Below are 25,709 nucleotides of genomic sequence, written 5' to 3'. Positions count from 1 at the left end.
TACAGCTTCCATAAAAAAATTGATTCTTATCAAGTTTTACGATTTTTTTCTTTGCTTTCGTGTCCAAAATACAATAAACGCATTGCGTTAAAGATAACGATCAAGATACTAGCTTCGTGAACGAACATCCCACTAGCCATGTAAATAAATCCGGCAAATAAGCCGATGAGTAAAAATAAGACGACACCAATGGCAATCACTACATTTTCACGGGTATTCAAAACAGTTTTCTTAGCCAAACGGTAGGCATGAACCAACGATCCAAAACTAGATTGCATCAAGACAACGTCACTCGTTTCGATAGCGACATCCGTTCCTGATCCCATAGCAATCCCGATATCAGCCGCAGCCAAAGAGGGAGAATCATTGATTCCATCTCCAATGAAAGCAACGCGCAATCCTTCTTCTTGGTATTTTTTCACAAATTGAACCTTTTCGTCTGGTAATAATTCAGCATGGACTTCATCAATGCCTAACATATCAGCAACATAATCAGCAGTCATCTGATTATCACCTGTCAGCATCACTAAATGTTTTGCTCCTGCTTGTTTCAACTTAGCTAATTGTTCAGCGACTTCTGGTCGAATCACATCTGACACACCAATGATTTGAGTGATTTTTTTGTCGATTGCTACAATAATGACTGAGCTGCCTGTTTGTTGTAATTGATGTAAATCTTGTACTTGCTTTGGTGTAAGAGAAAGTTTGTGAGCGGCAATCAATTTGGTGTTGCCCGCACAAACTGCATGACCATCAATCTCAGCTGTGATTCCTTGTCCCTTGATCGTCTGATTATCTTTGACTGCTAATTGTTGAAAATCAAGGACTTTCTCCTGAGCATAATGGATCACGGCGCGCCCCAGAGGATGATCGGATAACGTTTCTAATCGAGCCACTAAAGCTAAGCTGTCCCCTTCATCCTCTGTATAGTTCTTGATAGTGGATACAGCAGTAGTTCCTTTGGTCAATGTACCGGTTTTATCAAAGACAAAAGTATCGATTTTGGAAAAAGTATCCATTGCTTCACCGCCTTTGACTAAGATGCCCCGTTTCGCTCCATTACCGATTCCTGCTACATTCGAAACAGGCGCACCAATGACTAAAGCGCCAGGACAACCAAGAACCAAAACAGTGATGGCCAAACGAAAATCACGACTGATCAGACCAACAAGCAATGCAATAAGTAAAACGGTTGGAGTATAATACTGAGAAAATCGATCAATGAATTTTTCCGCATGTGATTTGGTATCTTGTGCTTCTTCTACTAATTCGATAATTTTGGCAAAGGTCGTATCATCTCCGACCTTAGTTGCTTCAATCGTCACGTAGCCATCTGCTAAAATCGTTCCAGAAAATACGTCATCTCCACTGATTTTGACGACTTGTCGTGATTCACCCGTCACTGCGGCTTCATCCGCATACCCTTTCCCGTCAATGACTCGGCCGTCCACAGGAATAGCTCCACCAGTTTTTACTAAGACGATATCGCCTTCTTCCACGTCATCGATTTCCACTTCTTCAGTCGTTCCATCTTCTTGGACAACGCTGGCAGTCAATGGGGCCATCTCGGTCAAATCCTTGATTGATTCCCGCGTTTTGGTCAATGTTTTTTGTTCCAGATAACTACCAAACAAAAACAAGAATGTAACGATAGCTGACTCCTTGTATTCTCCGATCATAAAGGCACCAAGCACAGCAATAGTAACGAGTAAATCAATTGAGATAACTTTGACTTTTACTGCCTGATACGCATAGATCATAATAGGTATGACCGCAATAATAGAAGCTATGGCTAGAGCAATGTTATAGAACAAGACAAATCCAGTAAATTTTCCGATAAAACCAAAAATAATCAACACAGCTGATAAGGCGGTGATATGATTTCGATGCTCTTGGATCCATTTTTGAAATTTCATCTTTCTCCCTCTTTTCCTTTTCGTTCTTACGAGACTAAGTATAGATACTTATCCATCATAAAAAATTGACCACTATCAAGTTTAGTCAAAAAGGTGGTTTTCTTTTGGTATACTGAATTCCTACAGTCATTAAACGATCATATAGAAAAAGGAAGCGCCGAGACGCTTCCTTAGGTAGTTCTATTTTTTTATTCAAAGATAAGATGCTTTGTCATCTTACGACTGAAGAACAACAATCAAAAAAGGGCAGCAGCCACTCATTCACAAGAAATATCGTTTTTGATATGGGAATTGAAGCAGTGGACAAATATCTCTACTTATTAGCTGGGAATAAGATCCAAAAAAGCTTAATGGATTTCATCCAAGAATTGGAATGTACTTTCCACAAAAAATTCACTCATTCCATTCTTTTAAAACTTTTGATTCATACAGCGTGTTTAATTGAGCGTACATTGATAAACGGTCATGAACTTAAAATTATATCAGAAGATGACACAAGACCTTCTCATGAAACAATTTTTCATGTAAAAAAGGCCTTCAAAAATATTGAAACAGAATTTGGGATCACTGTTTCTTATGATGAATGTTTCTTTATCTATGATATTATCGCATCTAAATAATCTTTTTTTATGTAAATGAGTATTTTTTTAACTTATTGTTTAAGAGTGATAATATTCCATCCTAACAATTAAAGGGAGACAATTAAAAGTTTGTCCCCCTTTTTGCTGACTAAATTGTTTTCTATAAACAAATCGAATAACTGTTTCATTGAACTATCTACCTCATAACAAAGATTCATCTATAGAAAAAAACACTTAATAGATCAGCGCGCTAAAAGCTTCATATGGGAGTAAATTGTTAGTAATTTTCTTTTTGTAATTTTGGATCAAGAATTGTTTGACACGATACTTACCGATTGGAAAAGTAGTCTTTTGATCAGAAAAATTAACTACAACTAGTATTTTTTGGTTTTTTAAACTGCGTAGATATGCTAAAACATTCGGTTCCTCTGTCTCAATGACTTGATATTTTCCATAGACAATCACAGGTAATTCTTTGCGCAATTCGATCAGTTTTTGATACGTATAAAACAAGGAATTTTGAGCAGCTAATGCTGCTTCTACATTGATCTCTTCTGTATTCCCCACTGGCAACCAAGGAGTTCCTTCTGTAAATCCACCATTTTTGTGATTGTTCCATTGCATCGGAGGGCGAGCATTATCTCGCCCCTTCGAGTTGATTGATTGGATCAACTCTTCCTTCGAATAGCCTTTTTTTTTATACGTTCTGCATACATTCTTTGGCTTTCAATATCATCTACCTCATCAATATTCTTTACTGGATAATTGATCATGCCGATCTCTTCTCCTTGATAGATATAAGGTGTACCTTGCATAAAATGGAGGTATATCGCTAGCATTTTTCCACTGATTGTTCGATATTCTTGATCGTCCCCCCAGCGAGAAATGATTCGTGGGAGATCATGATTATTCCAAAATAAAGAATTCCAATCACAACCATCTAATTCAATCTGCCATTTAGAAAAAGTCCGATGTAATTCCTGTGGATCTAAATCCTTTAGATCCCATTTTCGTTTGCCATTCTGTTTGTCTAGATTAATATGCTCGAATTGAAAGACCATTGATAATTCTTTGCGTTCTTCTTTTGAATACAGCTGCGCAATCTTGGGCGTTGCCCCCCAAGTCTCTCCCACTGTCACTACATCATAATGACCAAATGTTTTTTGGTACATTTCTTGCAATAAATCATGTAAAAGAGGACCATTTTTAGTAATAGATTGTTCCGGCTGCTTTTTCGAATGCAAGTGCAGATAATATTGATTCACTTCGGGCACATAGGTCCATGCTGAACCGCCGAAGTTCGACTCTAATCCATTCGGTTCTTTACGCCAAACATAATAGTCGTGATAGGGACTGGTAACACTTTTTTTGCCGATTGAAACCATGGATGTCTGTCTGACGTATGATTGATAACAAGATCCATGATGACTCTTATTCCCCTTTGTCGTGCTTCTTTTATCAGTAAATCCATATCTGCCATCGTTCCATATTCTGCGCCTATTTTTCTGTAGTCACTGATATCATAGCCATTATCATCATTAGGTGATTCATAAACCGGGCTTAACCATATCGCATTGATTCCCAGTTTTTATAGATAATCTAACCTTGAAAGAATACCAGGAATATCTCCAATGCCATCTCCATTTGTATCTTGAAAACTTCGAGGATAGATTTGATAGATTACTGCATTTTTCCACCATTTATTTTTCATCTGTTTCACTCACTATCAGAATATCTTCACCACTTTTGACCGTGTTTTTTTCAAGAATTTTTACATTAGCATATGCAGAGGAATTAGTGACAATTTCCATAATTGTATCGTCGTACCCTTCTTCTTTAAGCAATTTACGATCAAATGTACCGAGAATATCCCCTTTTTTCACTAATTCACCATATTGTCGCTGTGTCGTGAATCCGGCCCCTTTTAGATTCACTGTATCAATACCGATATGGATCAGTACTTCCGCTCCTTTCTCTGTTTTCAAGCCATATGCATGTTTAGATTCGTGGACAACTGTCAATATACCATCTGCTGGAGCATGGACTACCCCGTCATCTGGTTTGACTGCTATACCTCTTCCCATCATTTCAGTGGAAAAAACTGGATCTTTTACCTTCGTTAAAGGGAGAATCTTCCCGCTGACTGATGCAGCTAAAACTTCATCTTGCGGTTTCCTAGTCGTTTTAGGAGCTGAACTGATTGACTCAGCTGCTTCTGTTCCTTTTGATTCACCATCTGCTAGAAGTTCCATATGTTTTTTTCCATAGAAGTAAGTGCTTAAAAAACCGATCATTATACTGATAACAATTCCGATCATGAATGAAGGAATCGAACGAGGTGCAATGGAAATAAAACCAATGATGCTTGCCGGTCCCATCGCAACTGCTAATACGTGGAACAAGCCGATAAAGAATGAAGCAATTCCTGCAGCAATCATTCCACAAATAAACGGAAATTTCAGTTTCAAATTCACACCGAATATCGCTGGCTCAGTAATCCCCAACATAGCGGAAACACCTGCAGTGGTAGCTAGACTCTTTTGCTTTTTATTTTTTGTCAGCAGCATAATCGCCAAAGCAGCCGCTCCTTGCGCTACATTTGCCATTGAGGCAACTGGAAAGATAAAAGAGCCACCCGTTCTGGCAACATCTGCTAGTAAAGTAGTCTCGATTGCTGGAAAGCTTTGATGTAATCCGGTAATGACTATCGGCGAATAGAAGAGACCAAAGACACCTAAGCCGAAAGCTCCAGTAGTACTGTATAACCAGCTTAATCCATCAGCTAAGCCGTCTCCGACAGTACGCATCACCGGCCCTACTACTGTAAAAGTTAAAAAACCAGTAATAATAATAGCTAGCATTGGAGTAAATGTGTAGTCGAAAGCATTAGCCAACCGTTTATGGAAGAATTTTTCTAAAGTAGCTAAAATCCAAGAAACTGCAAGGACTGGAAGAACAGATCCTTGATAACCGGCTTGTGCCACATTCATTCCAAAAATATTCCAATAAGGCATCGATCCTTCTGCAATAGCATTCGTCACACTGTATCCATTCACTAAATCCGGCATGACCATCGCCATCCCCATTGCTGCTCCAAGATACGGATTGCCTCCAAAACGTCGAGTTGCTGAAAAACCTACCAAAATCGGCAAAAAAGCAAACGGCGCTGAAGCAAGTAAATTAATGATGCCAGCAAAATCTTTCACTGATGGATACAACTCAACCACTGACTGAGGACCAAACAAATCCTGTGCCGTCAAAACATTATTCAGAGCCATCAACAGTCCACCCGCAACCAATGCAGGGACAATCGGAACGAAGATATCTGACAACACCTTGATAAAGGACATGACAGGATTATTCTTCTTATTCGATGCTACCGCTTTCAAAACGTCAGTTGAAGCTTCCTTTACGCCGGTGATCTTAACGAATTCATCATATACGTTATTCACATCACCTGCTCCGATAATGATCTGAAATTGATCATTTGCTTCAAAAGTTCCTTTCACACTTTCATTATCATCCAGAGCCTTCTGGTCTACTTTGTCTGAATCTTTTAAGACAAGCCGTAAACGTGTTGCACAATGAGCAGCTGCTTGTACATTGTCTTCTCCAAGCGCTTTGCTGATTTCTTCAGCTACTTTTTTGTAATCCATTTCATTTCCTCCTAATCCAAAATTATTGAAGCAGTAACTATAAATTTTTCTTAAGCACAATATGCCATGATTTAAAACAATTGTCAATCGATTATCAAATCTTAAATAAAATAATTTTTTATATATAAAAAATAGCATTTATAAGCTACTTTATTTTGATATTCGTTTGACATTTCATCAAGAAAAATATATTATAACGTCAAGAATACGTTTACAAGGAGTTTGTCATGAAACTTAAAGAAAATTGGTCACGAACGGATCGTTATCGTCCATATAAAGAATGGTCTGAAGAACATTTGCATTCCTTAGAGAAAAAAATCAATTCTTCCCATTGGCGCTTAGGCTACCATATACAACCAGTTACTGGTTTATTGAACGATCCGAATGGTTTTTCCTATTTCGACGGGAAATGGCAGCTATTTTATCAAGCATATCCGATGGGGTCTGTTCATGGTCTGAAATCTTGGTACCATCTCTCCTCAGTTAATCTGATAGATTGGAAAAACGATGGCCTCAAACTGATTCCGGATAATTCATTTGACAGTCACGGTGTGTACTCAGGTTCAGCTTTGCCGATTGATAATCAACTGTTCCTTGCATATACCGGAAATGTGCGTGATTCGAATTGGGGACGTCATTCCTTCCAGTTAGGGGCATGGATGGACAAAAATGGTAATATCACTAAGATACCGACTCCTTTGATCAGCTCCCCACCTCCGGGATATACACAAGAAATCCGTGATCCTCAGCTGATTGCTTATGATGACGGTTACTTGCTCATTGTCGGAGCACAAACTGAACAAAAACAAGGAAGTATCCTAACTTATTACAGTAAAGATCTTCAAAATTGGCAGTTTTTAGGAACTTTGGGTTTTACAGAGGAAGAAATGGGTTTTATGATCGAGTGTCCAAATCTATTATTTGTGAACGGCAAAGCACTACTGGTCTTCTGCCCACAAGGTTTATCTCACGAGATCCACTCATACAGTAATATTTACCCGAATACTTACGTGATCGGTCAAACATTTGATTTTGAAAAAAATGAGCTTTCCGACCCTACTCACATAAAAAATATAGATGAAGGATTTGACATTTACGCGACGCATTGTTTCAGTGATGGAAATGGACGAACCTTGGCAATCAGTTGGATTGGGTTGCCTGAAATCAGCTATCCAACTGACGAAGAAGGATGGGCACACTGCTTGAGCATCGTAAAAGAACTTACTATTGAAAAAGAGCAGCTCTATCAACGACCGGTGAAAGAAACAGCACAGTTGCGAAAAGGAAAACCTTATCACTTTAGCGGTTTGGAAACCACTATTGACGCGGAAATAAATCAATATGAACTCCAGTTAGAATTCGATTACTCACAGAAAGGTACTATTTTATTGTTTGCAGATGATCAACAAAAACACGGTTTAACACTATCCTTTGATACGATACATGGTAAAATGAGTATGGATCGCAGCCATGCCGGCAAATCTTTCGCTGAAAATTTTGGAACTGTACGTGAATTCTCAATTGAAAAGAAACCGCTGAAATTACAAATATTTGTTGATCGTTCCGTTGTAGAGGTGTTTGTAAATGATGGACAGCAAACAGCGACTGCCCGTGTCTTTCCGACAGATGATCAAACGGGCTTGTATATAAAAAGTGACAGGGAATTTAAAGGGAAATTATGGCATCTGCGGAATATGAACAAATAAAGGATGAAGAAAATGGCTGTTAAATTGACAGATGTGGCAAAAAAAGCAGGAGTCTCTCCTACTACTGTCTCGAGAGTGATAAATAATTATGGTTCTTTAAGTCAAAAAACAATCGATAAAGTGAATCAAGCAATGAAAGAACTCAATTATCAGCCGAATTCGTTAGCCCGTTCACTTCAAGGAAAAAACACTCAATTGATCGGCTTGATTTTCCCAACAGTTGCTAATCCGTTTTTTGGCGAATTAGTCGAACAGTTGGAAAGTAAATTATTTGATTTAGGCTATCGTTCGATCTTATGTGACAGTGCTAATAATAAAGAAAAAGAACGAAATTATCTCAACATGTTAGCAGCAAATAAAGTGGACGGCATCATCGCCGGCGCTCATAATCTCGGGATACAGGAGTACGAAAATATTGAGTTGCCAATCGTCTCTTTTGACCGCTATCTGGCAGACGGAACACCAATCGTCAGCAGTGATAATTTCCGAGGCGGTTATCTCGCGACAGAAAATCTCTATCTAAAAGGAGCTCGTAAAATCGCTATTTTGACGGGCTCGCAAGAATCCAACTCCCCCACAAATGACCGAATGAACGGCTATTTGAAATTTATGGATGAGCAGCAGCTAGAACCACAGATTTTTCAATTCCATTCAACTGCTCGTTCCACTGCTTTAAAAAATTTAGAAATCAAACGGATTTTGCAAAATGAAGAGATTGACAGTATTTTTTGCACAGATGATCTTACAGCTGTATTGGCATACAATCTGTGTCAAGAGCTCGATATCCGCATCCCTGAGCAATTGAAAATCATTGGATATGACGGAACAAAATTTATCCAGAATTATTTTCCGCATCTGTCTACTATCGCTCAACCAATAACGGATATTGCCGACATCCTTGTAGACTTGCTACTGCAAAGAATCCAAGATGCTGAAAAACCACTGGAATCACATTACGTTTTACCAGTAAAGCTGATTCAAGGTAAAACGACTTAACTGCAAAGGAGCAAATGTTTTATGTTATATGGAGCAATTGAAGCTGGCGGAACAAAATTCGTCTGCGCAGTAGGTACGAAAGATTTAGAAGTAATTGAAAGAATACAAATCCCTACAACCACGCCGATAGAAACGATGAATAACGTTATTGATTTCTTCAAAAAACACCAAGAGCAACTGGCAGCGATTGGAATAGGTTCTTTTGGACCGATTGATATTCATCCCAATTCAGCAACATACGGATATATCACCTCTACGCCAAAAAAAGCTTGGCAGAATTTTGATTTTATCGGTTATTTAAATAAAAATTTAAAAGAACTACCGATTGTCTTTACCACCGATGTCAATGCAGCTGCTTACGGAGAATATGTCGCGGGGAATGGAAAAGGGCGTTCCACTATTGTTTACTACACGATTGGAACAGGTATTGGTGGCGGTGCCTTGCAAAATGGCACTTTTGTAGAAGGTTTCAGCCACCCTGAAATGGGACATATGCTTGTGCGCCGACACCCTGTGGATACCTTTAAAGGTGTTTGTCCTTATCATAGCGATTGCCTGGAAGGAATGGCTTCTGGACCTGCAATCGAACAAAGAACAGGCATGAAAGGTCAAGAGTTGTCTGCCGCTGATCCTTCTTGGGAATTAGAAGCTTATTACATCGCTCAATGTGTCTATAACACAACTCTTCTATTTTCACCTGATGTCATCATCTTTGGCGGAGGTGTAATGAAACAAGCACATCTGAGAGAACGAGTCCAAGAAGCTTTGGTTGGTTTGATGAATCACTATGTAGACTACCCAGCATTCGAAAACTATGTATTACCTCCAAAATTAGGAGATGATGCTGGAATCATTGGGTGTTTAGCTTTAGCATTAGAAAAATCAGAAAAAGATATCTTCTAATAAAATAAGCACGTTGTCACAACAATCTCATCAATAAAAAGACGAAGAATCCACTTGACGCGATTTCTTCGTCTTTTTATTTACTATTAACTTATGTTCTCCAATCGGCCTTTCAACCCGGTATCCTCGCCTATTTTTCTTGCCCTTAACTCTCTGTTTCCTGTACTTAACAGAGTAGAGGTGTCGTGGAATTCTTTTGTTAACTTCAAATTATGATCTTCTACAAGTTCCTACAATCTAATCTTGGTTGTTTTTTTATTCAACTTGCAACGCTAGCAAGTTCCAGTTGTTTATCTTTTCCAATTAATTTTTGTGATATTTAAACTTCGCCCTGACAGCTTTTCAAAATATAGAAAAGAACACATCCTTATGTCTATTATGCAACAGCTCAATTTATTTAATGTATGTTAATGATTTTGTGGAATGTCTCCTTGGACATGCTATTTCTACTATTTAATGATCAATCACTTGACCTACTAGTAAGTAGAGAGCATGCCCGAACACATTACAAAAATATCATCACTTATGATACGGAGCTGCGTATCATGAGTGAATGATATTAGGAAAACTTCATAAAATAAATCTTTTATACATTTCCACTTCTAGATGGTCATTCATGTTAGAAGAATCAAACTATTTTTTTACTGTCGTAATAATATTAAAACACTAGAACAAATCAATTAAATTCCATAAAATATAAATAATAGACCTAGCATCATCTGGTATAAAATGGATGCTAGGTCCGTTATATTTACTCAAAATTGATTCTACGAATAGATCTTCTTATCATTTCTATTTTAGTAGTCATGCGTTGTTGTTCTTCTAAAGGTGGTAATGGTATAAGTAGTTTAGATAAATTTGTACCATTTACATTTGGTTGCCCAGTTCCGTAAGAAATTTTTTCTAATAACTTCCAATATAATGGCGAGTCTAAGAAGCAGTCTACGTATTCTGATAATAATTTCTCAACTAACCTAATTCGAATCAAGTAAGAAGCAAAAACAGATTCCTCACTTATTTCCTTAACCAAGAAACTTTTTCCCATAGTTCCTCCTGTCCTTGCTATCAAAATGTCATTTTCTTCCAATCTTAAATCAACTAGTTTAGAATTACTAATATCACAGTAAGGCACACTGGACCAATTTACACGTCCCTCTTGTATATCTGTGATTCTCAAAAACTTAACATTGCCTTGTTTTTTCGCCGAATCTGTATAGCCATATTGAATCTTAGTAGAAATACTTCCTAAATAAACCCATAGTCGAACATCGCTAGATGATTTTTCTTGTCGTTCTTTATGAACAACAGTGATCATCTTGAGTTGTCCGACTATTTTTTAGTTGCAGCAATCTTTTTGGGACGCTTATTTGCATGAAGCAACGTTGCTAAGTCTAGTAATAAAACATTGGCTAACACAGGATTGGCTTTCTCGCGATACGCTGCGGCGCCACTTTCAAACAATACTGCTAGACGATCTTCTACAACAACGATTTGTTCCAAATACGGTGGAAATTTGATTCGTTTTAGGATCCGGCTAGGAGAGTCCCGCTCGGACACTAAGAGTTCCGAGGTATAAGGACCATAAGAACGACTGGCTAAGAGATAATGGCCATAAAAAGCCACACCTTGAATCTTATCAGATGTTTTTCTGCTCATTGTCACGGTTGGTTGGATTTTGTCTTTGCGGCGAATTGCTGTTTTCATTTCAGCTATCGTCGGCAATAGATAGAAAGTCAACTGTCCTTCACCTTTTAGTGTGAAGTTGCCAGATACCAGTTGATCATTGTTTTGAGTCAAATACGATGCTTGTGGAATCTCTGAGAGATCAGTTGTCAGCCAATAAGCGATTGGCTGTCCCGTCTCTTCAGATGTATCTGCTAAGATATCGATCAAACGTAAAGCGGCTACTCGTCCAGTAGCAGATCCTGTGATTGTCAACCATAAAAGTTCCCGTTTTGTATCATATACTAAGCCCCCTACATGTGGCCGTTTAGGTAAAATCAGCAGTTTGATCGGCTGTCCTGTTTCTCTATCCAGTACATGAATAATAGAATGATGCTGATGGTCATAGCAGTAGGCAGAAATAAACACAAAATCTTGAGAAAAAGCCAACCCTTGCGGCGTCATCCATTGACAAACCTCATTTTCGCCGGTTTCCGGCACCACCATTCTTGTTTCTGTTAATCCAGGAATGTTATATTGTTTTGCTTCAGCCTTTTCCCAAGCTGCTTGAACAATAGGATACCGTTTTAACTTTTTTTCAATATCCTGATGTATCCGTTGCTGCTTCCAATGCTTAAACTTTAGGACATAGTAAACAAGGAGGCCAATGACCAGCAACACTAAAATCATTATTGCTACCCGCTGTGTCATTTTTTTGCCTCCTTGTTCTATTCGATCAATCGTCCATATACCGCTATTAATTACCGTAACTACATGTTTCTTTTACTAGCGTTTCTTTATAGGATCTTTCATAATCTCATTTATAGTAACATTAAGAATCCCTTATTCTACTATAGTCACTTCCACATCAATATTGCCTCTTGTTGCTTTAGAGTATGGGCAAAATGCGTGGGCTTCTTCTGCGATTTTCTCTGCTTGGTCCTTCTCAAGTCCTGGCAAAGAAACTTCTAAAACAACCCCGATTTGGTAGCCCCCATCTTCTAATTGCAATAAAGATACCCGTGCTTTGACTTCAGAATCAGACTCAAGATTATTTTCTTCCAGCATGTGTTGAACCGCGCCGTTGAAGCAAGATGCGTATCCAGCCGCAAAAAGTTGTTCCGGATTTGTCCCTTCACTATGGATTCCTGGGCGGTCGATCTTCATGTGCATACTTCCGTTTGGTGCCTCAACCTCGCCATCACGGCCTCCACGATTGATCATTGCTGTTTCGTACATTTTTTTCATTGAGATCATCCTTTCTTTCGTCGTTCTATATTAAGTGTAACGAGTATTTTTTAATCTGACAAAGGTAATGCTTGCATTCGGCGACATCAGTTAGACAACATCGATGATCAGTGATAGAAGCAGTTTATCTATACAAAAAAAGAAGCAGCGAAAAGCTGCTCCTTAAGATAATAGGTAAAATTGCTGATATATTTGACGATTAACCTCTTGAACGTCCCAAGAAAAATGATACTACAGCAACAACGATGATCGCACCAATGATAGAAGGAATCAAAGCCATTCCTGCTAATTGAGGACCCCAGCTACCTAACAATGCTTGTCCAATTGCTGAACCAACTAAACCTGCAACGATGTTAGCTATCCATCCCATTGATCCACCTTTATTTGTAATTGCTCCGGCAATCAAACCGATAATAGCTCCTACGATTAATACCCATAACCAATGCATAATTTTCTCTTTCTTTCTGTGAAATATTTATTACACATATTATGTTACGCTTCTTCTTAAAAATACACAAAAATTTTGCTCTTAAAAAAAACAAAAAAATTTAAAACGTTGTTATATTAAGGATAAGTCAACTTTTTTAGAATCGTTAACACTCACTGCAAGAGGTCAAAAAAACTGCCGCAGCTCTTTGAAAGCGTTTCGATCAGCAAAAAGTTATTTTCTGATAAAGGGTACCTAGACTATGTACGATTTTCTTTCATTGTCTGCTTTCAACCGTCATCTTCCCTATGAATAAAAGCAATTAAAGAAACCTGATTGTCGTACACACCTCATTCACTACATCCTTCTGATGAAACATCAAAACAATTGGCATTCCTTTGATTCTGCCTTTTGTATTTGAAACCTGCTTCCCCTCACTATGTAAAAGGATTATGAGAAAAAGCAACGATAGAAGTGAGCGTATGCAATAGCGAGTAAAGTAAAATATAAATTGTTCGGATTGTACCCCGGCCTTTCTTCTTAATATTTTTCATTTCTCGCTTCTCCCCTCTGCTTATTGGACAGTCTTCGCGATTGTGAAGTCACGAAAAAAAGCAACTTTGCCCAGCGTTCAATGCTAGACAAAGTTGCTTTTTTATTTTGTTTTTGAAAAGTCTTTCTTTGAAAGATAGACAGCAGTAAGGATGCCTACTAAGACAGCTAACCCAAAAACTAGAATCGTTCCTATCGTGTTATCCTTCCCAGGCAGTCCGCCAGTGTTGATCCCCCAAAGTCCAGCAATCAATGATGGCACTGCAACCACTAATGCTGCTGAATCTAAATATTTCATCAAATGGTTCAAATTATTGTCCATCATATCCGAGAATAGACCACCGATGGTTTCCAATAAATCGCGATAGATCGTGACAAGCTTGTTGGCAAATTTCTGTCGCAGTTTAATGTCGTAAACTAACGATTCATTATCTAATTTGTCTAAAAACTCTTTTCGTTCCATCAAGTGATTCACTGTAAGATTCTGATCTTTCAACGTGTGATCCAAATAAACCATATCTCGTTCTGTGTCTGCCAGATTAAATAGTTCATTATTTTCGGTTGTTTTACGGGCAGCCGCATCCAATTGGTCGATTTGCTTTTTAATCTCTTTCAACCCATTGATATAGTGGGTATAGATCATTAATGTGGCAAAAGCAATGATATCCTCAAAATGTCGAAGCTCACTTCCATGTTTCTCGATCAATCGCTCAACGAGATTCGATTCTCTAGAGACATAGGCGATCATCAATCCTTTGGAAAGAATAAATGTGACAGGTTCAAGGCGTTTTTCAATGCGTTCTTGATGATTTGAAGAAAGATCGATCAATGTATAAAGAAACGGATTGTTTAATTTAGTGTCTCGTAAATGTTCTAATCGAGAAACTTCCTCTGGTTCATCGGAGCCAATAAAAATATCTTCCGGTAAATCAAAAAGTGTCAGCAGCTCTTTTTTTCTTCTTCATTTCCATGTTTGACTACCAACCAATTATAGTCTTCTTCGGATGATTCTCTGATTTGGTTCTTTTCGATTTTATAGTACGAATACATTTTGCCTCTCTCCTTTAACTCCTTCACTTCTCTTCAACTATCTAATGGTGACTGCTTTTTGTCAAGAAAAAGCGCTATTTCAACGGTTTTTATTAATACGGAAATAAAGCAAGCGTTTGATCAGACCATTCTAAATAAACGTGAGAGAATATTTTTGGGCCCAATAAAAATCATTTTAGAGGAGGACAACTATGTTTCTACATCAGAAAGAACTACAGTTCGAAGCAAAACCAGACAAACCAAATCCATTAATTGCGAAGTATCTTCAAGAATTGATCGGTGGCCAGTATGGCGAAATGAGTGTAGCAATGCAGTATCTCTTCCAAGGTTGGAGCTGCCGTGGAGAAGAAAAGTACAAAGATATGTTGATGGACATTGCGACAGAAGAAATTGTACACGTTGAAATGCTTGCTACAATGGTTGCTCGTTTATTAGAAGGTGCACCGGTAGAAGATCAAGAAGCCGCAATGAAAAAAGACCCAGCAATTGGCGCAATTATCTCTGGAATGAATCCACAACATGCGATCGTTGCTGGCTTAGGACCACGTCCAGCTGACAGTGTCGGTAATCCATGGAGTGGCGCTTATATCATTGCCAGCGGTAATTTACTGGCAGACTTCCGTGCCAATTTAAATGCAGAATCACAAGGACGATTACAAGTCGCTCGAATCTATGAAATGATTAATGACCGTGGAGTTAAAGACCTCTTATCCGTGCTATTAGCTCGGGACAGCTATCACCAAAACCTTTGGGCACAAGCTGTCAAAGAACTTGAAGAAAAAGAGGGTACAATCTTAGTACCGAGCACTTTCCCTCGTAATGAAGAACGGTTAGACATCGCCTATGACTTTTACAATTTCTCTGAAGGAGATCAAAGTAAAGAAGGCTCTTGGGCAAAAGGAAAAGCACTTGATGGTGAAGGTGAATACCAATGGCTTTCTACACCTAAAGTTGAAGGCAAAGCGCCAAAACTAGATCCTGTCACACCAAAAATGTATGGCACGCCACCTGAAAAATAAATTGATCGAAACGAATAAAAAGAGCAATGATTCCATTCACAAGAAATCATTGCTCTTTTCTTGTCTTATTGAGCAAGTTGGTTACCTTAAAGCTAAAAAAGCGTTAGAGTAGAATGTATAAGAAAAAGGAGGAATCATTATATGAAAGCACCTTTACTTACACTAAATGACGGCAATATGCGCCCAGCCGTGGGCATCGGTACCTATCAAATTCGCGGTGGCGAAGGCTTAAGCCAGTTGCAAGCAGCGATTGCAGATGGCTATCGTTTGATTGATTCGTCAACGAACTATGACAATGAAGGAATCGTCGGTAAAGCGATTCGCCGATCCGGTGTCCCTCGTTCTGAGTTTTATATCACCTCAAAATTACCAGGAAAATATCATGGATATGATGATGCACTGACCAGTATTCAAGAATCGCTGGCGCGCATGGGATTAGATTACTTTGACGCCTTTTTGATCCACTGGCCACTGCCTAAACGCGGCAAGTACATTGAAGCGTGGCAGGCGTTAGTGACTGCGCAAAAATTAGGTTTGATTCGTTCTATTGGTGTATCTAACTTTGAACCTGAACATTTAGATGCCATTATTGAGGCAACTGGTGTCACACCAGCCATCAATCAAATCGAGATCCATCCTTACTGGGTCCAAGAACAAATGGTAGCAGAAAACAGAAAACGTGGGATCATTACTGAAGCATGGAGTCCATTAGGTCGCGGCAGCGCGGCGCTCAAAGAATCCATCATCACTGATCTAGCAAATAAATATCAAAAATCTGCGGGTCAAGTCATCTTACGCTGGCACGTCGATCGCGGGATTCTACCACTACCAAAATCCCGAAACCTGAGCCATCAGCGAGAAAACTTAGCTATTTTTGACTTTGAATTGACTGAAGAAGAAATCAATGCAATCAATCGCTTGAACAAAGAAGATGGACGTATTGAAGGTCAAGATCCGAATGAATATGAAGAATTTGAGTAAAGTGAGACAGCATAAAGCTCCTGAGGGATTTCATAGGCTCACATCAATTATAGGAATTGGAATGGTCACAAAAAAAGAACTGCGAGATGACTTGCCCCAATTGAATTCCTTAGATCTACTAGCAGCAAGGCTCTACTGAAGTCTTGCTGCTATTTTATGAGAAGTAAAAACTTCTGACACGATCAGTTTTCATTTGGATTATGCTTTTTTCACAGTTCTTTTTCTGAGTTAAAACTTCTGTACAATCATCGTTACAACTGATAATGAATGGCTTCTTTGTATTGTTCAAACAATGATTGGTTCAATTCATCGCCGCCATCCATATTTGCGGAATAAAAGATGGGCGGATAATCGATTCCTGCTTGTTTCAATTGTTGGCAAACTTCGACGATAATGGTATTAAGAATCGTAGCGCCAATCACCGTTGAAGTAGGCCCCACTTTTTGATCCATCCCCTTAATCTGACAACCTGCATCACCAATTTCCCCATGATTATCAATTACAAGATCAGCGACTTCAAACAGACGAAGGCCCGAAGAATGCCGGCTAGTGACTGATTGCGAATACGTTTTGTTTGTTAAAGCGATAATTTTGACGCCTTTTTCTTTTGCCGCTAGTGCTAAATCGATTATGACGGGATTACGACCTGAAACTGAGTGTAAAATCAGCACGTCTCCTTCTTTGAACAGTTGGATTTCCGCTAATGCGGTGCCGTAGCCTTCTAGTCGTTCCATTTTGCTAGTAAAGGTGATGGGACTGCGATCCGACATCAGTTCTCGCCCAAAGATCGCATTGATCGTCATCATCCCTCCCGCGCGATAATACATTTCTTCTGCCAAGATCCCCGCATGACTAACCCCAAAAATATAAATCGAATGCTTTTCTAGATTTGCTGTAGTCAAGAGACGAATTGCCTCATCGATTGCATGCTGTTCCTTTTTTTCAACGGTTTATAGTAATGCATGAATTTTATCAACATATTGATACATATTAAATTCCCCAAAATAGACTGCCGAGACCACGACCAATGATTCCCCAAAGTGATAAGTCATTGCCACCAAAGATCAGAATCCAGTTTTGAATCGTTGTGCTGAATAGAACGGCAGATACACCAACTAACAAGTCCATCACAAATGATGCGACAATGGTACCAATGACTGCGCCACGCAAGCCGCCTTGTCCTTCTCCAATAACTGCTGCGCCGCCACATTCAAAGAAACTGGTGATAACTAATGGTACGATCAAGATTCCAAAAACATTCGTCGTATTGACAATGATCACAAGGATCGTTGAGGTGATCATAGCTACGATAAAGCCAATAATCACGGCATTCGGACGATAATTGAATAGGATCGGTACATCAAAAGCTGGTTTGGCTCCAGGGACGACTTTTTCGGCAATCCCTTGGAAAGCTGGAATAATTTGGTTGATCAATAGGCGGACCTCATAAAGCATGATCAAGAGTCCTGCGCCAAAGTTCAAGCCTGCTTGAACAGCAAACATGACCAGATTCCCACCTTCTGGGACAAGAACTGGTGCGATAATTCCTACAACAATATTCATCAAAAACATCACCAAGGCACCTGTAATGGAAATCTCACGGAAAAAGGACAGGTTTTCTGGCACTTTTAAATCTTCTGTCGATTTTTCTTTGTTTCCTACTCGTTTTGCCACGAAGCCGGACACCATCGATAAGATCCCTGTAGGATGTCCAATCAAGAACGAATCATCGCCAGTGGCATCCCACACATATTTCCGCATGATCCAAGGCATAAATGACCAATAACAAGCAGATAAAACAGCTCCTAAAATCAATAATGGAATCCCCGACATTCCACCTTCAACCCCACCAGCAACGATCACAAATGGGAACCACCATAACATATGACCCGTCAAGAAAATCGTCTTAACTGGTGTAAAACGAGCAATCAATAAGTGCAATATCAATCCAAAAACATGGCTAACCCAACAGTTCCCCCGTATTCTGCTGTGAAGGTCACATCAGAAAGGCCATCGGCTACTTGAACCCCCAACTGTGTCTGAACCGCTGTGTTGATTGGTGCGATCGTTCCCGTCAGCATATTGACCCCTGCGGTCAATGCTACCATCCCAAAGACTGCTGTCAACGAGCCTTTCACCACTTCGGCAAAAGTTTTTCGTTGCACGATCAACCCGATCATTGCAATCAGTCCGAGCAATACTGGCGGATTCTTTAAAATATGATCTGTGACAAAACTCATGATTATCCCTCTCTTTCAGCTAAAAACTTTTCCATTTGCATTTTGACTTCAGCGACATCCATATATTTTTTGATGGGATAGACAGGTGCTTTGACGGAAGCTTGCAAATCATTCAATAATTCGTGGCTTGTAAAATAAACATCTGCAGGAGTGGCTTTTGCAGTAGACAAATCCATATTCTCAGCAGTCGCCTTCAGCCCCAGCTCCTTAATCACCTTATCGATCGTCATCTTTAACACCATTGAACTTCCAACACCAAATCCACACACAGCTAAAATTTTCATCTTCTTTTCCTCCTATTGGAATAATTGGCAAATCTGTTCTTTGTCACCATTCAGAATAAGTTGGTACTTTTCCTGATCCATAAACACTTCCATGATTTCCTGTAAACTTTCCAAATGACTTTGACTGTCTTTTGCAGCTAAAACAAGGAAAATACGGACCGGCTTGCCAGCTAAATCGATTTCGTTTTTAGTCACTAGCAAACTCATCCCTTGATGAAAGACACCTTCCCCCGGACGAGCATGCATCAATGCAAAGTAATCAGCCAATACCATATACGGGCCGTTCTCCTCAACGCTATGGATCATATTAGTGACATATTGTTGATCGATGGCTTTTTCATTTAATAGCGGCTGACTCGCCAATTGAACTGCTTCTTGCCAAGTGAGGATTTGATTCGTGGTCTCGATATGATCCTCAGGCAGTAATTTTTTTAAATTGATCATGATTTTACCTCCAACATTTTTGAAATGAACCATTCTTTGTCTTCGATCCCTTGCATGATCAACTTCATGACAGGTTCTACTTCTTGGGCCTCATCTTCTCGTATCATTAGTAACACGATGATATCGACTTTTTGGTTGCCCCAATCAACAGGACGATCCAAAATCAATACAGAGAAGGTCGTTTTTGAAACAAACTCAGGATTGCCATGAGGTATGGCAAAACCGTTATCTAAATAGGTCGACTGCAATGCTTCTCGTTCTAAAACGGAACGCTGAAAGTCCGTACGCTGATTTTCCGACGAAAAGTCATTTTGACTGATCAGAAAATCCAGTGCTTGTTCTTTGGTCTCAAATCGTTCAAAATAAATCTTCGGTGCAATCAACATCCGTGTATCTTGCAGGATTTTCACCTTATCCGCAATCGGTTCATTATCAATAATCAAATCGATATAGTGATTCATGATCCGCTTCATGTCTCGATTGGTCACCATCGGCGAGATGCGGACGACTGGTTTGGAAACATCAGGTAAATCGATCGTGGAAATAATGAAATCGATGGCAGAAATATCCATCTCTTTGAACTTAGCGACAGAAGCGGTTTCAATACTATCGACATTAGGCAATATTCGACGAATCTTGGTAGAAATAAATGAACTGGTGCCAACACCGTTCGGACAAACAAAGACGATTTTATTCAATTGCCGCATCCGTTCTACTGCAGCTTGAAAGTGAATCGAAACAAACCCGATTTCATCCTCAGATATTCCAATATGGTAGGCCTTTAGAAAGTCGTTCAAAGAGAACCAAACGACCCCATACAACGCCGGATAATGCTGTTTGATCTCATCTAGCAATGGATTGACTACAGTAGTTTGGGCCTCAATGCGTAAAAACAGCTGGTACAAATGAATCGTCAAATCTTCTTCTAAGCGACTATCCTGTGTCAAATCGATCTGGATGCCTTCACTGACTTTCTGAATCAGATTTCTGACTTTCCCTCGAAAAGAGAACGGAATCGATTCGTTCTTCATAAAAAAACGTAAGCCACTACCTACAATGAGATAGGTTAGGTACTGAACTTCTTTCGATGAAAAATGGTAGATTTCTTGTTCTTCAATTTCTTTCAACAATTCATAAATCAACGGATACTTGTCAAATTCCAAAAACAATTTTCCAAATTGGCGCTCCTCTTCTATATCCAACTGATTTGCCTGATTCGAGCGCTCGACAATCAGCAAGATCGAAACAACGATGCTTTGGATGTAGCTTTCTGGGATCTCCATTTGCTTTTCGGTGATCGAATGGCGAAAAGCCGCATTTATCTTTTCAAATAATGACACATTTGTCAGTACAGAAAGGTTCTCCCCATGCTCCATAGTAAGGAGAATGAATCGCTTCAACATTCGTTAGATTTGTGACTCGCTTCCTTGAAAATAAGTGCCTGAATTATCAAAACGCAACAGTAAATTTTCTTTGACAAACAGTGTTTTTAGATAAGCGATATCCTTGGCGATACTGCTCCTAGAAACATAATACTCATCAGAAAGTTGCTGGTAACTCAAGTGCTCCTCATTGATCAGCCGCTTAAAAATTTGCATGCGTCGGTCTTCGATCAAAGAATAATTGTTTTTCATTTGCTCACCCTCTACCTTTATTCTAGTGATACCTTAACAAATATGAAGACCAATTGTTAGATTAAAAAATGATTAAAAGGTGTGCACACCCTTTCCCTTGATAGCAATATCGGTCGTTTGTTCCGCAAAATCGCTTCAAGCAAGCCAAACTTTTCTCATCTTCCTCGTTTTCTCTTATAATAAATGTAAACAGTCAAATGAGGAGGAAACAAAATGAAATGGCGTGGGGGTAGACAAAGTTCCAATGTGGAAGACCGCTCTGGTCGTTCCGCAGGTTCAGGAGGAAAAATAATGGCCGGCGGTGGTATCGGTACGATTGTTATCGCAGTCCTCTTTTTTCTATTCAGTGGAGGTGATTTAAACTCCGTCACAGATATTTTGGGAGGCGGACAAGCCGCTAATTATCAAACAGAAAATGTGGCTTCAGACGAGTATACAGAGGAAAAAGAATTCTCCGCTGTCGTCTTCGGCCATTTGGAAGATTATTGGAATGGTGTTTTTGAAGCAGAACAGACTACGTATCAAGTTCCTAAACTGGTTTTATTTACAGGAAGTGTTCAATCGGCTTGTGGGAATGCAACTTCTCAAGTTGGTCCCTTTTATTGCCCTGCCGATCAAAATGTTTATCTGGATGTCAGCTTTGCAACAGAACTTTCTCAAAAGTATGGGGCCAGCGGAGATTTTGCTATGGCCTATGTCATTGCTCATGAAGTTGGTCATCACGTACAAAACGAACTTGGTATTACACAGCAACTCGATAAGATCCGCCAACAGGTTTCTGAAAAAGAATACAATCAATATAGTGTTCGTTTGGAACTACAAGCGGATTATTTAGCCGGTACATTTGCCAAGTATCTACAAGGAAAAACTTATAACGGCCAACCGATTTTAGAAGCTGATGATATCGAAGAGGCTATCACAGCTGCTAATGCCATCGGTGATGATACGTTACAAAAGGAATACCAAGGATATGTCGTACCAGATAGTTTTACTCATGGGACTTCAAAACAACGAGTTGAATGGTTCAACCGGGGGTTCAAATATGGTGATTTGGAGCATGGAGACACCTTCAATGAAAAAAACCTTGATTTGGTCTACGGAACATAACAAAAACGTTCCTTTTTAGTCACTCTTTTTTCACATTTGGGCGGTATAGTTTATTCATACCAACAAACCCTAACTTTTTCATTTTACTCCTTGCCTGCCAGTCCCCGCTGGCAGGCCCTTTTTTTTCATGGTGCTATTTTAGTTTTTTTTAACCTTTCCTCGTTTTTCAAGTCAAACAGTTTTTAGAATTTTCAATCTTTTCAATAATGGCTTCGAGACTTTTTGGAGGGCAAATACTTGCCAGCTTAGTGTTTTTTTTCTAAGATAAAGAAAAGAAACCTTGCTCGAAAGGATGAAATCAATGAAACTTGCTGAAGCATTATTACTACGAAGAGATCTTGAATCCAAACTCACTCTGTTACGAGAAGAGATTGCCAGTAGTGCCGTGATCCAAGAAGGCGATACGTTAGACCGCAGCATCGACGACTTACTGCTGGATTATGAAACAACAAACCAAGAATTTGCCCAGTTGGTCATTGCAATCAATCAGCGAAATGCGGTCGCCAAAATCGGTGAACAAGAAACGATTGCTGCTGCATTAGAGAAACGGGAAGCTTTAAGGCGTTCGCATGCGATGCTAACGGCAACATTGGAAGCAGCCAAGGTTGCTCCACGGATGGGACGTAATGAGATTCGTATGATCCGAACGATCGATACCAAGCAAATCACCGACCGTTTGAATCAAACCGCAAAAGCCTTACGTGAATTAGACGGGCAGATTCAACAAACAAATTGGCTTGTTGATTTATAAAACAGCTGGGTGGGAGTCAAAAGTGAGCACAAAGCAGGTACAGGCTTATATGTACACCAATGGGGTCTGGCAGGGACCAGTTTAATGACTGCTGTTCAGTTACAAGCGTACAACTTATATTTTTCAATTAACGACCACGTGCTGGTTTGACAAGGTGGGTGCCTCTGTTTATCTTTTGTTACTCAAAAGGTAAAAGAGGTTTTTTTTCAACAAGACCTCTTTCAAAAGCAAAAGACCCCCTGATCCGTTTCCAACATAGGAAACCAGATCAAGGAATCTTTGATCGTTTAGCTAGTTACTTTCTTTTCTGTCTGCGATATACCACTACCACAATGCCTACTAGTAACAAGCCTACTAACATCCAGCTGACTTGATACGTTTCACCGGTTTTTGGCAGTTCGTTTTTCTTCGTCGGTGTTTTTGTATTCTGATTTTTTGTTGGATCAGGAGCTTTTTCTGGCGTGTAGCGGTTAGTAAAGGTTGGCTCGCTACCATAATCTGCTTTCGCTTCCAATGTTCCGTTTTGATCTTCGACATTTACGGTCACTGGAATCTCTGCGTCATCATAAGTGATTGTACTGTCTTGTCCGGCTTTTTCCCGGATCGTATAGTTGTACTCACCGGCTTTGTCGTACGGAATCGCATCAAAGTAAATTTTTCCGCTACCATCGTTGGTTTGACTTTGAATCACTTGTCCCTCTTGATCGACTAATTCAAAAGTAAATTCTCCTGCGACTAGTGAACGGCCAGTCAAGACTTTCTCAGCTTCCAACACTACACTGCCAGCTTTTGGCGTATAGGTGTTAGTAAAGATCGCGTTACCTTCATAAATCGCTGTTGCTTCTAACTGTCCGTCGTTATTTTTCACCTCTACTGTAACATTGGTGATTGAATCATCATAGCTAATCGTAGCGTCATGTCCTTGTACTTCATAAATTTTATATCGATAGGTTCCTTCTTTTTGATAAGTAATTTCATCAAAAAGAATATTATTTGCCTTGTTCGTCTTTTCTTGAAGGATTTTATTTTCTTCATCTGCCAAAACAAAAGTGAATTCCCCGTCTTCGATCTGTCGGCCTTCCAAAGCTTTCGTAGCCGTTAAAGCTAGGCTAGTTTCGATAATTTCCCTTGTATTAGCTAGTTCAAAGACATAATCGACTTCCTCGCTCGAGATCGTAAACGTATATTCTTTTTCATCCCGCTCATATCCATCTGGTGCTTTCGTTTCTTGGATTTTATAATCTCCATATCGTAGCCCATCTAAGCGGTCAAATTCGCTAGTTCCTTGAATCAACTTATTATTTCTGACAACAAGTTCGGAGAAAACAACTTCGTAATTTCCTTCGGCATTTTTACGACTGAGTTGAAAATGTGCCTCTTTGTTGATCCCAGCTTCCTTATCCCCTTCTCTGTCATATTTCTTGATTGTCAACGAGCCATTTGTTCCCGTTGAAGTACCGCTACCGTTGGTAGATTTGACGATTACGTCTTTTGTTACTTGATGGATTTCCGTCTGACTTCCGTAAAGAGACACATCATTTGAAACAACTTCATTATTTCGAATGCCAGGATCAAGTTTCGTTTGATAAACGATGAAGTATGGACTGTCAATGACATCCTCAAAAGCAATACGTAATGTGAATGTTCCATCAATACCATTCGTTGTTACATTTGGATTGTCTTGATTATTGAAAATAACTTTCTCACCTTTTATCCATTGATCTCCGTCTTTGACGGCTTTATACACATCAACAAGGACTTTTCCTGTCTCATCGTACAAGAAAGTCTGTTGATTATAATTGATCGTATCTTCAATCACAGCATTCTTGATCGTTAGACTATCTTGGTTAACCAGCACTTCCCAACCCAACAGTCGATTATTGTCAACATTTTGAGTGCCATTTTTTGTTAACCAGTTTCCTTTTGCGGATCTCTCAACTTGCGCTTCAGCAGTTAAATCCGTTGTACCATCTGTCAAAGAGATCATATTATTGTACTTGTAAACATCTGTAGCAGCTTCGACAGCAATGAAGACAGCAATCGTTTCTGAAGTGTCTTTCAACAGTTCTACTGTCACTTGTTTTGTCACTGGATCATACGTCAAGCGATAATCAGCTGAGCTCAATTCTTCCTTCAGAGATCTTACTTGGTTTCCTGTTCCGGATACGTCAACTGTATAAACTACTGCTTCTTTAAACGTTTGACCATCTTGTAATTGATCGACAATCTTGGTTCCTTCATGAAGTGTCGCTTTATACGTATTAAATAATCCCATCCAATAGATTTGATCACTTGTAGCAACATCTTCTGAAAAGATATTTGGGAAATTACGGTTAAAAGCTGCTTGCAAGTATGCTTTTACATCTCCTCCTTTTGGAATAAAAAGCCCTGCTTTTAGCGCGTTTAAGGTCCAAGTAGTGTCCATCCATGAATTTGCTTGAGCGGCTTCCCTATAAGAGTTACCGTCAATTTCATAATCGACAAAAGCAGAATTACTAAAACGTGTTTTGGCACTTCCTAAAGCGATCTGTGTCGTCATATCAAAAGTCGTT

At 39.4% G+C, this 25,709-nt stretch carries 17 protein-coding genes and 5 pseudogenes; 8 read left to right on the top strand and 14 right to left on the bottom strand.

Going from position 1 to position 25,709, the window contains the following annotated elements:
- Positions 1-29 precede the first annotated feature (29 nt).
- Positions 30-1,916: a heavy metal translocating P-type ATPase gene (locus AB3I27_RS04825; RefSeq protein WP_104760325.1), complete on the bottom strand. Its 1,887-nt coding sequence runs from the start codon at positions 1,914-1,916 to the stop codon at positions 30-32.
- A 203-nt stretch (positions 1,917-2,119) separates the two neighbouring features.
- Here AB3I27_RS04825 and AB3I27_RS04820 point away from each other — a divergent pair, with 203 nt between their 5' ends.
- Entirely contained in the window at positions 2,120-2,536 is a 417-nt protein-coding gene (locus AB3I27_RS04820) for a PRD domain-containing protein (protein ID WP_002310610.1), read from the top strand.
- A gap of 195 nt (positions 2,537-2,731) precedes the next feature.
- Here the strand turns inward: AB3I27_RS04820 and AB3I27_RS04815 are convergent.
- Positions 2,732-4,208: pseudogene (locus tag AB3I27_RS04815) on the bottom strand (alpha-glucosidase).
- A complete protein-coding gene (locus AB3I27_RS04810) occupies positions 4,198-6,153 on the bottom strand; it encodes a sucrose-specific PTS transporter subunit IIBC (RefSeq protein ID WP_002335153.1) in 1,956 nt (651 codons plus the stop codon). The pseudogene AB3I27_RS04815 and the gene AB3I27_RS04810 overlap by 11 nt, the downstream one beginning before the upstream one ends.
- Positions 6,154-6,380: 227 nt before the next feature.
- Between AB3I27_RS04810 and AB3I27_RS04805 the strand changes: the two genes are divergently transcribed.
- Genes AB3I27_RS04805 through AB3I27_RS04795 form a run of 3 tightly spaced genes read left to right on the top strand, consistent with a single transcriptional unit; the run spans position 6,381 to position 9,758 of the window.
- Entirely contained in the window at positions 6,381-7,859 is a 1,479-nt protein-coding gene (locus tag AB3I27_RS04805; RefSeq protein ID WP_002314000.1) for a sucrose-6-phosphate hydrolase, read from the top strand.
- Positions 7,860-7,871: 12 nt separating this feature from the next.
- The gene (locus AB3I27_RS04800) at positions 7,872-8,855 is read left to right on the top strand and encodes a LacI family DNA-binding transcriptional regulator (protein ID WP_002310605.1); all 984 of its coding nucleotides are present in this window, start codon (positions 7,872-7,874) and stop codon (positions 8,853-8,855) included.
- A gap of 21 nt (positions 8,856-8,876) precedes the next feature.
- Positions 8,877-9,758: an ROK family protein gene (locus AB3I27_RS04795; RefSeq protein ID WP_002310603.1), complete on the top strand. Its 882-nt coding sequence runs from the start codon at positions 8,877-8,879 to the stop codon at positions 9,756-9,758.
- Between the two features lie 751 nt (positions 9,759-10,509).
- Here AB3I27_RS04795 and AB3I27_RS04790 read toward each other — a convergent pair.
- The 5 genes and pseudogenes from AB3I27_RS04790 to AB3I27_RS04770 form a co-directional block, all read right to left on the bottom strand.
- Positions 10,510-11,073 carry a restriction endonuclease subunit S gene (locus AB3I27_RS04790; RefSeq protein WP_002294754.1) on the bottom strand — a complete coding sequence of 188 codons (564 nt, stop codon included), beginning with the start codon at positions 11,071-11,073 and terminating at the stop codon, positions 10,510-10,512.
- Positions 11,074-11,087: 14 nt separating this feature from the next.
- Complete coding sequence (locus tag AB3I27_RS04785; RefSeq protein ID WP_002292292.1) at positions 11,088-12,131, bottom strand: hypothetical protein; 1,044 nt, start codon at positions 12,129-12,131, stop codon at positions 11,088-11,090.
- A gap of 132 nt (positions 12,132-12,263) precedes the next feature.
- Positions 12,264-12,668 carry an organic hydroperoxide resistance protein gene (locus AB3I27_RS04780; RefSeq protein ID WP_368022914.1) on the bottom strand — a complete coding sequence of 135 codons (405 nt, stop codon included), beginning with the start codon at positions 12,666-12,668 and terminating at the stop codon, positions 12,264-12,266.
- 199 nt (positions 12,669-12,867) lie between these two features.
- Positions 12,868-13,116: a GlsB/YeaQ/YmgE family stress response membrane protein gene (locus tag AB3I27_RS04775; protein WP_002292290.1), complete on the bottom strand. Its 249-nt coding sequence runs from the start codon at positions 13,114-13,116 to the stop codon at positions 12,868-12,870.
- 634 nt (positions 13,117-13,750) lie between these two features.
- Positions 13,751-14,697 (bottom strand): annotated as a pseudogene (locus tag AB3I27_RS04770) (magnesium transporter CorA family protein).
- Between the two features lie 191 nt (positions 14,698-14,888).
- On the opposite strand from AB3I27_RS04770, the gene AB3I27_RS04765 reads away from it, so the two are divergent.
- Together AB3I27_RS04765 and AB3I27_RS04760 are read left to right on the top strand one after the other, a co-directional pair.
- Positions 14,889-15,716, top strand: a complete 828-nt coding sequence (locus AB3I27_RS04765) for a manganese catalase family protein (protein ID WP_002316032.1) — start codon at positions 14,889-14,891, stop codon at positions 15,714-15,716.
- Positions 15,717-15,857: 141 nt separating this feature from the next.
- Entirely contained in the window at positions 15,858-16,697 is an 840-nt protein-coding gene (locus AB3I27_RS04760) for an aldo/keto reductase (protein WP_002301441.1), read from the top strand.
- Positions 16,698-16,948: 251 nt separating this feature from the next.
- On the opposite strand, the pseudogene AB3I27_RS04755 reads toward AB3I27_RS04760, so the two are convergent.
- The 5 genes and pseudogenes from AB3I27_RS04755 to AB3I27_RS04735 all read right to left on the bottom strand — a co-directional run bounded on the left by AB3I27_RS04755 (position 16,949) and on the right by AB3I27_RS04735 (position 21,299).
- A pseudogene (locus tag AB3I27_RS04755) lies at positions 16,949-17,686 on the bottom strand (sugar isomerase domain-containing protein).
- A 1-nt stretch (position 17,687) separates the two neighbouring features.
- Positions 17,688-18,937 (bottom strand): annotated as a pseudogene (locus AB3I27_RS04750) (PTS ascorbate transporter subunit IIC).
- A gap of 2 nt (positions 18,938-18,939) precedes the next feature.
- Positions 18,940-19,221 (bottom strand): PTS sugar transporter subunit IIB, encoded by a 282-nt coding sequence (locus AB3I27_RS04745; RefSeq protein ID WP_002308010.1) that lies wholly within the window; start codon positions 19,219-19,221, stop codon positions 18,940-18,942.
- 12 nt (positions 19,222-19,233) lie between these two features.
- Positions 19,234-19,665 (bottom strand): PTS sugar transporter subunit IIA, encoded by a 432-nt coding sequence (locus AB3I27_RS04740; RefSeq protein WP_002336738.1) that lies wholly within the window; start codon positions 19,663-19,665, stop codon positions 19,234-19,236.
- Positions 19,662-21,299, bottom strand: a pseudogene (locus AB3I27_RS04735) (transcription antiterminator). The gene AB3I27_RS04740 and the pseudogene AB3I27_RS04735 overlap by 4 nt, the downstream one beginning before the upstream one ends.
- 213 nt (positions 21,300-21,512) lie before the next feature.
- Between AB3I27_RS04735 and AB3I27_RS04730 the strand changes: the two are divergent.
- Together AB3I27_RS04730 and AB3I27_RS04725 are read left to right on the top strand one after the other, a co-directional pair.
- Positions 21,513-22,406: a neutral zinc metallopeptidase gene (locus AB3I27_RS04730; protein WP_104760432.1), complete on the top strand. Its 894-nt coding sequence runs from the start codon at positions 21,513-21,515 to the stop codon at positions 22,404-22,406.
- A 301-nt stretch (positions 22,407-22,707) separates the two neighbouring features.
- Complete coding sequence (locus AB3I27_RS04725; protein WP_002331389.1) at positions 22,708-23,157, top strand: DIP1984 family protein; 450 nt, start codon at positions 22,708-22,710, stop codon at positions 23,155-23,157.
- Positions 23,158-23,452: 295 nt separating this feature from the next.
- Here the strand turns inward: AB3I27_RS04725 and AB3I27_RS04720 are convergent, their stop codons facing one another.
- Positions 23,453-25,696, bottom strand: a complete 2,244-nt coding sequence (locus tag AB3I27_RS04720; RefSeq protein ID WP_104760431.1) for an FctA domain-containing protein — start codon at positions 25,694-25,696, stop codon at positions 23,453-23,455.
- Between the last annotated feature and the right edge of the window lie 13 nt (positions 25,697-25,709).

It is taken from the genome of Enterococcus sp. C46 (assembly GCF_040887565.1).
Lineage (GTDB): Bacteria > Bacillota > Bacilli > Lactobacillales > Enterococcaceae > Enterococcus_B > Enterococcus_B lactis.
This window is presented reverse-complemented; position numbering and strand designations above follow the sequence as displayed.

Coding starts and splice junctions, on each gene's coding strand:
- AB3I27_RS04760 (WP_002301441.1), top strand. CDS start 15,858: ATGAAAGCACCTTTACTTACACTAAATGACGGCAATATGCGCCCAGCC.
- AB3I27_RS04730 (WP_104760432.1), top strand. CDS start 21,513: ATGAAATGGCGTGGGGGTAGACAAAGTTCCAATGTGGAAGACCGCTCT.
- AB3I27_RS04795 (WP_002310603.1), top strand. CDS start 8,877: ATGTTATATGGAGCAATTGAAGCTGGCGGAACAAAATTCGTCTGCGCA.
- AB3I27_RS04805 (WP_002314000.1), top strand. CDS start 6,381: ATGAAACTTAAAGAAAATTGGTCACGAACGGATCGTTATCGTCCATAT.
- AB3I27_RS04825 (WP_104760325.1), bottom strand. CDS start 1,916: ATGAAATTTCAAAAATGGATCCAAGAGCATCGAAATCATATCACCGCC.
- AB3I27_RS04725 (WP_002331389.1), top strand. CDS start 22,708: ATGAAACTTGCTGAAGCATTATTACTACGAAGAGATCTTGAATCCAAA.
- AB3I27_RS04820 (WP_002310610.1), top strand. CDS start 2,120: ATGCTTTGTCATCTTACGACTGAAGAACAACAATCAAAAAAGGGCAGC.
- AB3I27_RS04785 (WP_002292292.1), bottom strand. CDS start 12,131: ATGACACAGCGGGTAGCAATAATGATTTTAGTGTTGCTGGTCATTGGC.
- AB3I27_RS04810 (WP_002335153.1), bottom strand. CDS start 6,153: ATGGATTACAAAAAAGTAGCTGAAGAAATCAGCAAAGCGCTTGGAGAA.
- AB3I27_RS04740 (WP_002336738.1), bottom strand. CDS start 19,665: ATGATCAATTTAAAAAAATTACTGCCTGAGGATCATATCGAGACCACG.
- AB3I27_RS04720 (WP_104760431.1), bottom strand. CDS start 25,696: ATGACGACACAGATCGCTTTAGGAAGTGCCAAAACACGTTTTAGTAAT.
- AB3I27_RS04800 (WP_002310605.1), top strand. CDS start 7,872: ATGGCTGTTAAATTGACAGATGTGGCAAAAAAAGCAGGAGTCTCTCCT.
- AB3I27_RS04775 (WP_002292290.1), bottom strand. CDS start 13,116: ATGCATTGGTTATGGGTATTAATCGTAGGAGCTATTATCGGTTTGATT.
- AB3I27_RS04745 (WP_002308010.1), bottom strand. CDS start 19,221: ATGAAAATTTTAGCTGTGTGTGGATTTGGTGTTGGAAGTTCAATGGTG.
- AB3I27_RS04790 (WP_002294754.1), bottom strand. CDS start 11,073: ATGATCACTGTTGTTCATAAAGAACGACAAGAAAAATCATCTAGCGAT.
- AB3I27_RS04780 (WP_368022914.1), bottom strand. CDS start 12,668: ATGAAAAAAATGTACGAAACAGCAATGATCAATCGTGGAGGCCGTGAT.
- AB3I27_RS04765 (WP_002316032.1), top strand. CDS start 14,889: ATGTTTCTACATCAGAAAGAACTACAGTTCGAAGCAAAACCAGACAAA.